13 protein-coding genes are annotated in these 13,230 nt (G+C 73.0%); 5 read left to right on the plus strand and 8 right to left on the minus strand.

The features are described from left to right. Positions 1-76 precede the first annotated feature (76 nt). Together ACFY30_RS30565 and ACFY30_RS30570 are read left to right on the plus strand one after the other, a co-directional pair. Complete coding sequence (locus ACFY30_RS30565) at positions 77-2,167, plus strand: SpoIIE family protein phosphatase (RefSeq protein WP_390848369.1); 2,091 nt, start codon at positions 77-79, stop codon at positions 2,165-2,167. Between the two features lie 22 nt (positions 2,168-2,189). After that, entirely contained in the window at positions 2,190-3,053 is an 864-nt protein-coding gene (locus tag ACFY30_RS30570; RefSeq protein WP_390848370.1) for an Fpg/Nei family DNA glycosylase, read from the plus strand. A 15-nt stretch (positions 3,054-3,068) separates the two neighbouring features. Here ACFY30_RS30570 and ACFY30_RS30575 read toward each other — a convergent pair whose 3' ends face one another. From ACFY30_RS30575 to ACFY30_RS30595, 5 genes are all read right to left on the minus strand, one after another. Next, entirely contained in the window at positions 3,069-5,600 is a 2,532-nt protein-coding gene (locus tag ACFY30_RS30575) for a caspase family protein (protein WP_390848371.1), read from the minus strand. Between the two features lie 3 nt (positions 5,601-5,603). Then, the gene (locus tag ACFY30_RS30580) at positions 5,604-5,993 is read right to left on the minus strand and encodes a hypothetical protein (RefSeq protein ID WP_390848372.1); all 390 of its coding nucleotides are present in this window, start codon (positions 5,991-5,993) and stop codon (positions 5,604-5,606) included. A gap of 157 nt (positions 5,994-6,150) precedes the next feature. After that, positions 6,151-6,807, minus strand: a complete 657-nt coding sequence (locus ACFY30_RS30585; RefSeq protein ID WP_390848373.1) for a zf-HC2 domain-containing protein — start codon at positions 6,805-6,807, stop codon at positions 6,151-6,153. A 141-nt stretch (positions 6,808-6,948) separates the two neighbouring features. Continuing rightward, positions 6,949-7,461, minus strand: a complete 513-nt coding sequence (locus ACFY30_RS30590; RefSeq protein ID WP_390656418.1) for a hypothetical protein — start codon at positions 7,459-7,461, stop codon at positions 6,949-6,951. 157 nt (positions 7,462-7,618) lie between these two features. After that, the gene (locus ACFY30_RS30595) at positions 7,619-8,167 is read right to left on the minus strand and encodes a sigma-70 family RNA polymerase sigma factor (RefSeq protein ID WP_390848374.1); all 549 of its coding nucleotides are present in this window, start codon (positions 8,165-8,167) and stop codon (positions 7,619-7,621) included. A gap of 248 nt (positions 8,168-8,415) precedes the next feature. On the opposite strand from ACFY30_RS30595, the gene ACFY30_RS30600 reads away from it, so the two are divergent. After that, positions 8,416-9,564, plus strand: coding sequence for a CapA family protein (locus ACFY30_RS30600; RefSeq protein WP_390848443.1), 1,149 nt, complete (start codon positions 8,416-8,418; stop codon positions 9,562-9,564). A gap of 14 nt (positions 9,565-9,578) precedes the next feature. Here the strand turns inward: ACFY30_RS30600 and ACFY30_RS30605 are convergent, their stop codons facing one another. Then, positions 9,579-10,091 (minus strand): MarR family winged helix-turn-helix transcriptional regulator, encoded by a 513-nt coding sequence (locus tag ACFY30_RS30605; protein ID WP_390848375.1) that lies wholly within the window; start codon positions 10,089-10,091, stop codon positions 9,579-9,581. A 70-nt stretch (positions 10,092-10,161) separates the two neighbouring features. On the opposite strand from ACFY30_RS30605, the gene ACFY30_RS30610 reads away from it, so the two are divergent. Beyond that, complete coding sequence (locus ACFY30_RS30610; RefSeq protein WP_390848376.1) at positions 10,162-10,977, plus strand: alpha/beta fold hydrolase; 816 nt, start codon at positions 10,162-10,164, stop codon at positions 10,975-10,977. 9 nt (positions 10,978-10,986) lie between these two features. Here the strand turns inward: ACFY30_RS30610 and ACFY30_RS30615 are convergent, their stop codons facing one another. Beyond that, positions 10,987-11,472, minus strand: a complete 486-nt coding sequence (locus ACFY30_RS30615) for a universal stress protein (protein ID WP_390848377.1) — start codon at positions 11,470-11,472, stop codon at positions 10,987-10,989. 166 nt (positions 11,473-11,638) lie between these two features. On the opposite strand from ACFY30_RS30615, the gene ACFY30_RS30620 reads away from it, so the two are divergent. Continuing rightward, positions 11,639-12,481 carry a polysaccharide deacetylase family protein gene (locus ACFY30_RS30620; protein ID WP_390848378.1) on the plus strand — a complete coding sequence of 281 codons (843 nt, stop codon included), beginning with the start codon at positions 11,639-11,641 and terminating at the stop codon, positions 12,479-12,481. Between the two features lie 34 nt (positions 12,482-12,515). On the opposite strand, the gene ACFY30_RS30625 is transcribed toward ACFY30_RS30620, so the two are convergent. Then, positions 12,516-13,187 (minus strand): class F sortase, encoded by a 672-nt coding sequence (locus tag ACFY30_RS30625; RefSeq protein ID WP_390848379.1) that lies wholly within the window; start codon positions 13,185-13,187, stop codon positions 12,516-12,518. Positions 13,188-13,230 lie beyond the last annotated feature (43 nt).

Raw genomic sequence — 13,230 nt, forward strand, 5'->3', positions numbered from 1 at the left:
CCGAGGACGACCTGCCGCGGGGCACCCGTACCGCTCCCCGGTCGAAGAATCGGACGAATCCTGGCAAGGTGGCCCCATGGTTGATCGGGGAGCGAGTGCCCTGTCACTCCCGGACGACTGGCCCGCCCACCCGGATCCGATCCTGGCGCTCAACCGCATGGGCAGCTTCGACTGGGACCTGGACTCGGGGCTCTTCCACATGGATGCCCGGGCGTACGAGATCTTCGACCTGCGGCCGGACGAGTACGACGGCAACCCGGCCTCCCTCGCCGTCCGCGTGCCGCCGGCCGAGGGCAGCCGCCTGGACGAACTGGTCGCCCAGGCCATCAAGGACGGCAGCGAGAACTACGGCGCCTACTTCCGTATGCGGCTGCGCGACGGCACGCTGCGCTGGACCCACACCCAGGGCTACATCCGCCGTGACGGCACCGGCCGCCCCCGCCGGATCGTCGGCATCGTCCGCGACGCCACCGACGAGCTCCACGACCTCGCCGACCGCCACGAGGCGGCCGCCCTCGACGACGCGCGCCGCGAGCAGACCAACGTCGTGCAGCTCACCACGGCCGCACTCGCCCACGCCCGGACCGTGCAGGACGTCATCGACGTCCTCAAGGACACCCAGGGCCTCACCCACCTCGGCGCCACCAGTCTCGTCATGGGCCTGGTCGAGGCCGGCCGCATCAGGCTGGTCGCCGAGGGGCCCGAGGGCAGCTTCGTCCCCGGCACCCTGGTCACCCGGATCGACGAGCCGTACCCGATGAGCGAGGTCGTACGCACGCTCACCCCCCGCTTCATCGAGTCCCCGGAGGAGTTCGCGGCGGGCTATCCCGTGCTGTGGCCGCACATCACCGACCTGAGGATCACCTCCGCGGCGTATCTGCCGCTGATCGTGCAGGCCCGCCCGATCGGCGCGATGGGCCTGCTCTACAGCAACCGCGAGGGCTTCTCCCAGGACGAGCGCAACATCCTCGTCGCCCTCGGCAGCAGCATCGCGCAGAGCCTGCAGCGGGCGATGTTCTACGAGCAGGAGAAGGACATCGCCCAGGGCCTCCAGCAGGCCATGCTGCCGCGCACCATCCCCAGCGTGCCCGGCGCCGACGTCGCCGTCCGCTACCGCGCCGCCACCATCGGCGGCTCCCACGGCCGGGACATCGGCGGCGACTGGTACGACCTCATCCCGCTGCCCGGCGGCCGCGTCGGCGCCGTCATCGGCGACGTCCAGGGGCACGACACGCACGCCGCCGCCGTCATGGGCCAGCTGCGCATCGTCCTGAAGGCCTACGCCGCCGAGGGACACACCCCGGCCACGGTGATGGCCCGCGCCTCCGTCTTCCTCCACGAACTCGACACCGACCGCTTCGCCACCTGCCTCTACGCCGAGGCCGACCTGTCCACCGGTGTCGTCCAGGTGGTCCGGGCCGGGCACATCGACCCCCTGCTGCGCGGCCCCGACGGCGCCTGCCGGCGCGTCCCCGTGCCCGGCGGGCTGCCGCTCGGGCTGTCCGCCGAGTTCGGCAGCCTGGAGTACCCGGTCGGCACCATCGAGCTCGACCCCGGCCACACCCTGCTGCTGTGCACCGACGGCCTCGTCGAACAGCCCGGCGTCGACCTCGACGACGGCATGCGCCGGCTCGCCGCCCTCATCGCCGCCGGCCCCGACGACGTACGCCGCCTCGCCGACCAGCTGATCGACGTCGCCGACGAACGCGGCGGGGACGACGACGTCGCCCTGCTCCTGCTGCGCCGGCGCGGCCTGGACACCCCGCGGACCGGCGGCCGGCTCCAGCAGCACGTGGCGCCCGGGGACCCCGAGGCGCTCACCGCCGCCCGGCACATGATCAGGGCCGCCGTCCGGGCCTGGGGCGCGCGCGACACCGCCGACGAGATCGAACTGGTCGCCGACGAACTGATCACCAACGCCCTCATGCACACCGAGGGCGCCGCCATCGTCACCCTGCGGGTCCTCACCGGCGGCGGGGAACGACGGCTGCGCGCCGAGGTCGAGGACTCCTCCAGCGCCCTGCCGCGCCGCCGCGAGGCCGGCGAGTCGGGCGTCTCCGGGCGGGGCCTGCTCCTGGTGGACCTGCTCGCCGACGGGTGGGGCGTGGAGGCGCGGGGCGGCGGCAAGTGCGTGTGGTGCGAGTTCGTCGTACGGGAGGACCGCTGACTCCTCGTGGCACTCTGGACCTATGCCGGAACTCCCCGAGGTCGAAGCGCTGAAGGACTTCCTGACCGAGCACGTGGTCGGCCACGAGATCGTGCGCGTGCTGCCGGTGGCGATCAGCGTCCTGAAGACGTACGACCCGCCCGTCACCGCCGTCGAGGGCCACGAGGTCACCGCGGTGCGCCGGTACGGCAAGTTCCTCGGCCTGGAGACCGCTGACGGTCCGCACCTCGTCACCCACCTCGCCCGCGCCGGCTGGCTGCAGTGGAAGGACCGCCTGCCCGACGGCCCGCCCCGCCCCGGCAAGGGCCCCCTCGCCCTGCGGGTCGCCCTGGAGACGGGCGAGGGCTTCGACCTCACCGAGGCCGGCACCCAGAAGCGGCTCGCGGTGTACGTCGTCCGCGACCCGCGGGAGGTCGCCGGCGTGGCCCGCCTCGGCCCGGACCCCCTCGCCGCCGACTTCGACGAACCGCGCCTGGCCGCGCTGCTGGCGGGCGAACGCCGGCAGCTCAAGGGCGCGTTGCGCGACCAGAGCCTCATCGCGGGCGTCGGCAACGCCTACAGCGACGAGATCCTGCACGCGGCCAGGATGTCTCCGTTCAAACTCGCGGCCTCCCTGACCCCGCAGGAGACCCACACCCTCTACGAGGCCCTGCGCGCCACGCTCACCGAGGCCGTCGAGCGCTCCCGGGGCCTTGCCGCCGGGCGGCTGAAGGCCGAGAAGAAGAGCGGTCTGCGCGTCCACGGCCGTACCGGCGAGCCCTGCCCGGTCTGCGGCGACACCGTCCGCGAAGTGTCCTTCAGCGACTCCTCGCTCCAGTACTGCCCCACCTGTCAGACCGGCGGCAGGCCGCTCGCCGACCGGCGGATGTCGCGGCTGCTGAAGTGACGCCGGGGGACCAGGTCACCAGACGCTGTTGGTGATCGGATACGCGATCACCATGATCGCTCCCACGACCAGCGCGGGGATCGCCAGCAGCCGCGCCGTCCAGACCACCGATCGCGTCGTGCTCGACGAGGACGCCGGGTACCGGCGTGGGTGCGTCTCCAGCTCGTGCCGGGCGAGGGCGCACAGCAGCAGCGCGACCGCCGCGGTGAGCAGCGAGACGACGAGCGCCGTGAGCATGCCCGAGTCGCGGACGTGGGCCCCGAGGTCCCCCTTCAGGTCGTGCAGCGCCTGCAGGGCCGCCCTGGCCTTGAAGACGGCCCGGGCGACGGTGCCGACCGAGGCGACGGCGAAGGCCAGCGCGACGCCCGCGAGCACCGGCGCGCGCCGGGGCGAGCGGTCGGGCGACGGCGTCCGGCGCGGTCGGGCGGGTGGCGCGGACTCCTGACGGACCGGCGCTCGGCCGCCACCGGCGGGCGGCGCCTGGACCGGCCCGCCCGCTGTGCTCCACGGCCGCCGTCCCCGCCCACCGTTCGCCGGCTCACCCTGACCGACGCCCCGGCCACTGCCGGGGGGCCCGGTGCGCACGGCGCGCAGGCCCTCACCGGTCGGTCCGCCGCGGACGGCGTCTCGGCCGGGGCCGGGGGGTCCGGTGTGGACGGCGGCCTGGCCGTCGCTCGTCGGCCCGTGAGGGGTGGCGTCCCGGTCCCTGGCGGGGGGTCCGGTGCGGACGGCGCCTCGGCCGTCGCTCGTCGGTCCGTCGTGGACGGCGTCCCGGTCGCCTGCGGGGGGTCCGGCGGGGACGGCGCCGTGGCCGTCGTCTGTCGGCCCGTGAGGGAGGGCGTTCCGGTCGCCTGCGGGGGGTCCGGTGCGGACGGTGCCCTGGCCGTCAGCCGTCGGTCCGTGCGCGACGGCGTCCCGGCCGCTGCCGGCGGGGCCGTGGCGGAAGTCGTCCCGCCCGGTGCTCAGGGGGCCGTCCCGCCCCGGGCCCATGGGGCCGTGCGCAACGGCGTCCCGCCCGGTGCTCGGGGGGCCGTCGCGGACGGCGACCCGGTCACCGCCCGGGCCGTCATGGACTCCGCCCCGGCCACCCCGGCCGCCCCGGTCCGGCGGCCCGCCGTGGACGGCGCCCCCGTCACCGCCGGCCGGGCTGTCGTGGGCCTCGCCCCGGGCCGGGGCCGGGCCCCGCTCCATGGTGGGCAGGATCTCCTCCACCGGCCGGACCATCGTCGCCGTGGGGCGCGGTGGCTCGGGAGGCGGAGGCTCGGGCTCGGGCTGCGGGACGGGAGCCGGTACGACCTCCGCCTCCACGCACAGCGTCGCCTCCTCGGCGACCCCCTTCAGCCGCAGTTCGCCGCTCAGCCGCCCCGGCTTCGACGTGTCGACGCTGACGTCCAGCCCCTCGGGCGACTCCTCGACGCGCAGCCACTCGCCCGCCGGAGGCGTGGGGTGCGGGGTGCAGGCGCGGGCCAGGGGCGGGCCGAGCAGATGGACGGGCCGGTGCGGGGCCTGCGCGTCCTGCGGCACCCGCCCGAAGTCCAGACGCATCGGATCGGGCCGCAGCACGGCGTCGGCCAGCGCCTTCCTCGCCTCGTCCGAGACCACCCGGATGTCGTTCTGCACGATCTCCTCGAGGGCGTCGCGCGCCCCCAGCGCCTTCGCCAGGTCGGGACTCTCCACCCAGGCGTGCAGCTCCGCCACCGCTCCCAGCCTGGTGTAGAAGTTGGCGGCACCCATGGCCTTGCGCAGGGCGGGCGGGACCGGCTTGGCCACGATGCGCCGGCGCCGGCTGTGCGCGAGGTACATGTCGCCCCGCATGTCGACCGTGCGGCCCGGCGTCTGGTTCGGGCTCTGCTTGCGGACGTGGTCGAAGACGTACTCGTACAACTCGTCCAGGGAGATCTCGCCGTCCGCGTCGAGGTCGGCCTCGCCGGTGGTCAGTCCCTCCACCACCGCGCGGGTGAACACGGAGGGCCGGGGGGCGGCGGTCCGGGTGAGCTGGGTGCCCTCGAAGGCGTACTCCATGGAGTCGGAGGCGGTGATCACGGCCCAGCCCCGTCCGCCGCCGAGCCGCTCCCCGGCGAAGGACTCCAGGACGTGCACGTCCCCGGCGGCGCGGACCGAGGACGAACCACGGGAGAACGCGCCGCCGTAGCAGCAGTCGAGGAACAGCACGGTGCGCCGGGCGCGGGTGCGGAACATGCAGTGGCGGATGAACCGCGCCGAGACCGCCGTCGCCTCCAGCAGCCGGGGTTCCGTGTCACGGGCCGCGAAATACAGGGAACCGGATTCGCTTTTCAGTCCGTGGCACGAGAAGTGCAGCATCAGCGTGTCGTCGCGCCGGCCCTCGGAAAAGAAACGCTCGATGCCCCGCCGGATGGCGTCCACCCGTTCATTTCTCAACACTTCCACATCGAAATCGCCGATCTCCGGATCGCCCAGGACTTCCGCGAGGCAGTCCGCGTCCTGCGCCGGTGCCCGCAATTGTCCGAGGCCCTGGTCGTCATACCGGTCATTGGCGATGATCAGCGCATGCCGGGTGGTGGTCATGGCTCACGCCTCGATGGTGGAATGGCGGCTGACGAAGAGGTCGAAGGCCTGCGACACCTGCTCCGTCGTCGCCTGGGAGATCTCCAGCTCGTCGTCGTCCAAGGTCAGCCGCAGGGTGGGCGGGGAGCCCCGGCAGCGGCCACGCCACTCCCGGATGGCGTTCATCACCTGGGACAGTCCGGCCGCGGAGCTGCCCAGGCTCACCAGCAGGGCGCCGATCGTGGTGATGTCCACGGCCCGGGCACCGGGCGGAACCTCCTGCTCACCGACGACCGTCGTGACGTCGTCCACGTCGAGCTGCAGCAGTTCCGCGCGCAGAAATCCGGTCAGCGCCGCGATGTCCTCGGCTTCCGCGCCTTCCTCGGTCAGGAGGATTCGCAAAGTCTTATCCATCGGTGGCTCCCACGTCCTCGACAATATTTTCTGCCGAAGCGTGGCGCGCCGCAAATCGCGGTCAACGGATTTATTCGACGGAAAGACGGTGGAATCACTGAAGGGGATTTTGGTTGAAATCGGCAGAGAAGTGACCTGAACTCACTCCGGGCCGGTGTCAGCTGGAGGGCAGCGTGACCAGATGCTCGCCCTCGGCCGTGCGCAGCTCGTAGCGGGCCACCTCGTCGGGGTGGTACGCCGTTCCGCCCTTCATCGTGTTGGGGCGGGCGTCGTGCAGTGGAACGTTCCAGCTGGTGACGGTCTGCTCGGAGCCGTCGTGACCGACGGCGATCAGCCGGCAGTCACGCGGGCCCGCCCCGTCCTTCACCTTCAGCTCGATGCCGCTGCCCCACACCTCGTCCTCGATGGTCACCTGCGCCCACACGCCGGACTTCTCGTCGGTGGCGGTGACCCGTACGGCCTCGCTGTCGCCGTCGCCGCCCGACATCATCGCGACCGCGGGGCCGACGAGCGCGATCACCACGGAGGCCGCCAGGGCGAACATCATCCGCCGGCGCGCGGCCCGGCGCCGGACGGAGACCTCGGCGAGCAGTTTGTCCAGCAGGCGCGGCCCGGGCCCCGCGAAGGGGTGCACGGTGCGCGGGGTGGCCCGCCGGTAGAGCATCATCTGCCGCGCGGTGGGGCCGAACTCCGTGACCTGCGCCGCGCATTGAGGACACTCCATGAGGTGGTCCTCGAAGCGGAAGGCCTCCGCCTCGTCCAGCACGCCGAGCGCGTACGCGCCGACGTCGCGATGCCTCTCCAGGGACCTCATGCCGAAACCTCGTGCCGTTGAGTGCCAGTGGGGTTACTCCTTGCTCCCACCGGTACGGACCAGGCACCCGAATCACTCAAGACGCATACCGAATCGTGACCCAAGTGTTCGGAGCGGCCGGGCCCCCGGATTGGTCGGAATCTAGAAAAGATGGATCGCGAGGTGTCCGAGGGGCAGTCCGAGCTGCCAGGCGGGTGTCCAGACCTTGGGTCCCTCGTCCTCGCCGGCCGGCGCGCCGCCCGGGACCGCGTTGAGGTCGGGGGCGAGCAGTTCGGTCTCCTCCAGCCATCGCCAGGCGGCCGCGGCCAGCTCCAGATCGGGAGCGGGCCCCTCCGACTCGGCGGCCTCGGCCGTCAGTTGTTCCATACGTTCGGCGACCCAGTCCTGCCACGGCTGGTCGTACGCCGTGAGCGAAAGCCAGGTCTCCAGCTGGGTGACGACCCGGATGCCGGGCAGTTCGCCGTCGGTGTCGGACAGGAAGATGGTGAGCGCCAGGGCGTCGCGCCCGGCGCGGAACTCGAAGGACGTCGGCGGCATCAGATCGCCGGTCCGCAGCAGTTCGTCGGCGATGTACTCGGCATACAACCAGGCCATGGGGACGGTCAGTTCACCGCCGCCGGCGCCGTCCGTGCTCTGGTGACCTCTGTGCTGCATCCCTTCCTGCCTTCCTCCGGTGCGTGCGCGTCGCCCGTCGCCGGGCCCCTGGAGTCCGGTGGCCGGCCTTCAGTCCGGAACACGGATAAGGACACCCGATTACTCAACCGAGGTCCTCGGCAAGGCGCTTTGCGAAGGCTTGACTCGACCGTGGGTTTCAGCCCAGGTCGGGCGCGTATCCGGGAAGCACCCGGCGCAGGGCGCGCAGCGCGTAGTACGCGCGGGACTTCACGGTACCGGGCGGGATGCCGAGGGTCGCGGCGGCCTCCGCCACACTCGCCCCCTGGAAGTACACCAGCACCAGGACTTCACGGTGTTCGGGAGTGAGTGTCTTCACAGCCTCGCGCACATCGAGGGCCGCGGCGGCCCGCTCGGCGTGGTCGGCGCAGATCGGCGCGTTCTCGAGGACCGCGTCCCCGACCTCCGGGGGCCGCGCCTGCCGGGCCCGCCGCGCGTCGATCGCGAGCCGCCGGGCGACGGTGAGCAGCCAGGGCCGCACGGAGTCGAAGGCGTCGGCGCGCAGGGCCTCGGGATGCTGCCAGGCGCGGACGAGGGTCTCCTGCACGAGGTCCTCGGCGCGCTGGCGGTCGCCGTCGCAGAGCCTCAGCAGCAGCGCGAAGAGCGGCCGGCCGTGCTCGCGCTGCAGTGCGGCGAGTTCGTGGTCGGCGGTCGTCGTCCTGGCGGCGAGGGTGGCTCCGGCGGTCATGGGCGTATGGCACCGCAAGGGGCCGGTTCCGGACAGGGCGCGCACACGGCTCTGCGGCGGACGGTCGATCGCGTCGACGAACGGTTCGACGAACGGTCGGGCCACGCGGATCGACGAGGGGTCGGGCTACGCCGATCGCGCGCATCGGGCCGACCGCAGGGAGCGGCGGGTCGGTCTGTCCGGAGCCATGCGCTAGGAGTGAGAGGTGCGTAAATATGACAATCCATCCGAAGCAGGGGTGATCCGTGATCCTCGCACGCAGACACCTGGTGGCCCTGGCGGTGACCGCCCTCCTCGCCGCGGGCGCCGCCTGCCAGGCCCGTGACCAGCGGCCACCCCAACGGCCGGGCCCCCCGGCCCCCTCCGCCGCCCGCGGCTTCACCCTCGTGGCCTCCGGCGACGTCCTGCCGCACAGCTCGGTCATCGACCGCGCCCAGTTCGACGCCGGCGGCGCCGGCTACGACTTCCGCCCGATGCTCGAGGCCGTCAAGCCCGTCGTCTCCCGGGCCGACCTGGCCCTGTGTCACATGGAGACCGTCTACGGCGCGAACGGCGCCTACACCGGCCACCCCCTCTTCGCGTCCCCGCCGGAGATCGCCCAGGCCCTCGCCGCCACCGGCTACGACGGCTGCTCCACCGCCTCCGACCACAGCCTCGACGACGGCGCCGCCGGTATCCAGCGCACCCTCGACGTCCTCGACGGCGCCGGCGTACGCCACGCGGGCACCGCCCGCTCCGAGGCCGAGGCCCGCTCGGTCACCCTCCTGCGCGCGGGCCCCGCCACCGTCGCCCACCTCGCCTACACCTACGGCACCAGCCGGCCGGTGCCCCAGGACCAGCCCTGGACCGTCGGCCTCATCGACGAGAACCGCATCCGGGCCGACGCCCGGGCCGCCCGTACGGCCGGCGCCGACGTGGTCGTCGTGTCCCTGCACTGGGGCACCGAGTGGCAGGACGCGCCGGACGACCGCCAGCTCGCCCTCGCCCGCACCCTCACCGCCTTCCGCACCGGCGACCGTCCGGACATCGACCTGATCCTCGGCACCCACGCCCATGTCCCGCAGGCGTACGAGAAGGTCAACGGCACCTGGGTCGTCTACGGCATGGGCGACCAGATCGCCGGTGAGATGGTCAACCAGCAGGGCGTGCAGGACCCGCGCGGCAACGAGTCCACCGTCGCCCGCTTCACCTTCGCCCCGCCCGCCCGGCCCGGCGGCCGCTGGGAGGTGGCGAAGGCGGAGTTCGTACCGCAGCAGTTCGACGTCGACGCGGGCCGGGTGGTCGACCTCGACAAGGCGCTCGCGCAGGGCGCCGGCGTGGAGGGCGTGCGCGACCGGATCCGGGACGTCGTGCTCAGCCGGGGCGCGGCGAAGGACGGCCTGGTGATGGGGGAGTAGGCCGCGGCGGGCGGTCAGTCGTCGACGTCGACGTGCTCGAACGTCCTCAGCATCTGCGTCAGGACCCGTACGCAGGCCCGCACCTCGGCGTCCGTGAGATCGCCGCCGACCTGGCGGTTCAGCATGTGCTCGCGGCCCAGGACGAGCGTGATGAGCCGGCGGCCCTCCTCGGTGAGCCGGATCAGCGACGAACGCTGGTGCGCGGGGTTCGGGATGCTCTCCACCCAGCCCCGGGCCGCCGCGTCGTTGACCATGCGCTGGACGAACTGCCGGCTGAGCGCCATGACCCGGCCCATCTGCGGGACCGTCATGTCTCCCTTCCGGTGCAGCAGGTCCAGTACCGAGCGCACCCCCACCGAGGCGCCCTCGACCGCCTCGCCCTGCTCCACCTTGCGCAGGACGCGCCGGTAGAGCGGGCCGACCAGGTCGAAGACCTCGGTGAGGCGGTGGCCGAGTTCGTCGGGCGGGAGGGGGGCGTCCGAGGGGACGGGCGTGCCGGAGGGGAGGGGCTGGGGGCTCTCGTTCACCCGGCCATCATGGCACCCGAAGATGACACCTCGGTTGCCAAAGTCGGCCGAAGGTGACACCTTGGTTGTCATGACAGCTGCTGCGGAACTGACCTGCTTCGCCTCGGCCGACGGCGACCTCGCCTACCGCGAGGCCGGCGCCGGGGACCTCGTCGTCCTGGTCCACTCCGGATTCGCCGACCATCGCGTCTTCGACGCCGTGATACCGGATCTCGCCGGGACCCACCGGGTGATCGCGGTGGACGTACGCGGCCACGGCGCCTCCGCCAACGCGACCCGGCCGTTCCGCTGGGCGGACGACCTCGCCGGCCTGCTGCGCCACCTCGACGCGGGCCCCGCCGTACTCGTCGGCGTCTCGATGGGCGGCGTCATCGTCAGCGACACCCTGCTGGAGTACCCCGAACTGGTCCGCGCGGCCGTCGTGTGCGGCGCCTCCACCGGCGAGTTCGAGGACTCCGACCCCTGGCACAAGGAGATCCAGGCCGCGACCGCCCGCGCCCTGGCGGCCGGTGACGTCGAAGGCTGGCTGAAGGCCTTCCTGAACTACGTGCCCGGCCCCCACCGCACGCTCGACCAGGTCGACCCGGACATCCTGCGCCGACTGCGCGAGATGGCCCTGAACACCCTCTCCAAGCACACCCCCGGAGAGAAGGACTGGCATGTGCCGGTGACCGACACCTGGTCCCGGGTGCCGGACATCGACGTCCCCGTGCTCACCGTGAACGGCGCCCTGGAGACCGCCGACGTCATCGCCGCGGCCCAGCGACTGGCCGACGGCGTCCGGCACGGGCGGGCCGTACTGATCGAGGGCACCGGGCACTACCCGAACATGGAGAGGCCCGCGGAGTTCACCGCCGTGATCCGGGAGTTCCTCCGCACCCTGTGACGCGTGCCGTTACGGCACCACCGTCACCGGCCACCGCCCCGCCTTCACCAGCCGCACCGCGACCGAGCCCACGATCCGGTGCCCGGCCTGCTCGGAGGCGCCCACCACCACCGCGTCGGCCGTCAGGTCGTCCGCGGCCTTCGCCAGACCCGCGTACGGGTCGCCGGGGAAGGTGTGGAACTCCCAGCGCACGTCGAATATCCCGCGCGTGCGCTCGGTGGCCTCCCGGATCTGCGCGACCAGGTCCTCGGCGATCTGCCCGGTCGTCTCCGCGACCGGCACCCCGAAGGCCGCCCCCGCCGCCATCACCGGCTGCACGTACACCACGGCGAGCAGCGCGTGCTGGCGGCGGGCCAGACCGGCCGCGTAGGCAGCGGCCCGCAGGGAGGATTCGGAGCCGTCGACCCCGACCAGGATGACCTTGGGGCCGTCGGTGCCCCGCTCGAACCGCTGCGAGGGCTCCTGCGAGGGCTGCTGCGAGTGCTGTTCCGTCACGGCCCGAGGCTATCGGACCCCCCGGACCCGTCCGGCGCCCAGGCGGCGGGAAGGGTGCCCGGGCCCGCCGGCGGCCGCGCTCCGCGACCCGCCGGCGCTGCGCCGGTGGGAGGAATCGTGTGACCGGTGCGGTGCGCCGCGGGCCGGGCGGGCGACTGATGACTGCATGAAGAAGGATCAGTTGTTCACGCGGCGCCGGCTGTTGCTCTTCGGCGCCACGGCCGCCGCAGGGGCGGCCGGTACGGCCGGACTCTTCGCGTGGGGCCCGGACGGGGAACCGGCCGACCCCGCCGGCCCGGCCGCCGGTGCCCCTGCCCGCCGCCTCGCACTGAAGCCCTCTGCCTACCGTCTCCAGCCGCTCACCGGATACGGCTCCCCGCGCGCCGCGCCCGGCCGCACCCCGGTCCGCCGCGAACCGCTGCTGAGGATGTCCGGCCGGGGCCGCACCATGGTGCTGACCTTCGACGACGGCCCCGATCCCCGCTACACCCCGCGCATCCTGGACACCCTCGCCGAGTACGGCGTCCGCGCGATGTTCTTCGTGTGCGGGGAGATGGCCGTCGGCCACCAGGATCTGCTCGCGCGGATGGCCGACGAGGGCCACGTCGTCGGCAACCACACCTGGTCCCACCCCCTGCTCACCGCCCTGTCCCGCCGCCGGATCCGCTCCGAGATGACCCGCACCAGCGAGGTGATCGAGGCGGGATACGGAGAGCGGCCCCGCTGGTTCCGCGCCCCCTACGGCGCCTGGAACCGCGCCGCCTTCCAGCTGGGCGCCGAACTCGGCATGGAACCCCTCGCCTGGACGGTCGACACCCTGGACTGGACCACCCCCGGCGTCCGCACCATCGTCGACCGGGTCGAGCAGGGCGCCGGCTCCGGCGTCGTGATCCTCTCGCACGACGCGGGCGGCGACCGCACCCAGAGCGTCAAGGCACTGCGCCGCTACCTGCCCCGGCTGCTGGACTCCGGCTACCACCTCACCGTCCCGCAACGGCAGCACACCTGAGCGGGGCCGCCCCGCCCGCCCGGCCGGGATCCGCTCAGCGGACCTCGACGAGGCGGGCGAAGGCGACGACGTTCCCGTCGTATCCGTTCGCCTTGGAGAAACCGCCCCCGCAGGTGATGACCCGCAGTTCGGGCGCGCCCTTCGAGGCGTAGACACGGTCGCCGGGGAAGTTGTTCTTGGCGAAGACCTCGATGCCGTAGATCTCGAACACCGCCGTCTTGCCGTCCCTGCGCGCCACCTCGACGCGATTTCCCTTCTTCAGGGCCCCGAGTCCGTAGAAGACCGCCGGGCCCAGTTTGTTGTCGACATGGCCGACCACGACCGCCGTTCCCTTTTCACCGGGCGTGACGCCCCCGGTGAACCAGCCCGCGAGATTCGGGTCCTCCGGCGGTGGCGCGCCGACCCAGCCGTCCGCGTCGAGACCGACCGGCATCACCGGGGCGTTCACCTGGATCGCGGGAATCACGACCCGGTCGGGCAGGGCGTAAGGCAGCGGGTCCGGCGTCCGGCCGAAGGTGCCCGGGACGGTACGGCTGTCCGCGGCCGCGGCCGAGGCGGGCTGCGGGGGGCCGAAGTCGAACTCCCCCGAACCGTTGCGGATGAGCGCGAGACCGGTCAGCAGAACCAGCGCTATCACTCCCCACGGGGCACGCTTTCTCCGCCGCTCCTCCTCTTCCGCCACCTCGGACAGTTCGTACGCAGACATGCGGCATCCCCTTTCGACGCGGCCGTCGCCACGTCCTTTCGCG

Origin of the sequence: Streptomyces sp. NPDC000345 (assembly GCF_042898825.1) — a bacterium.
Classification (GTDB): Bacteria; Actinomycetota; Actinomycetes; order Streptomycetales; family Streptomycetaceae; genus Streptomyces.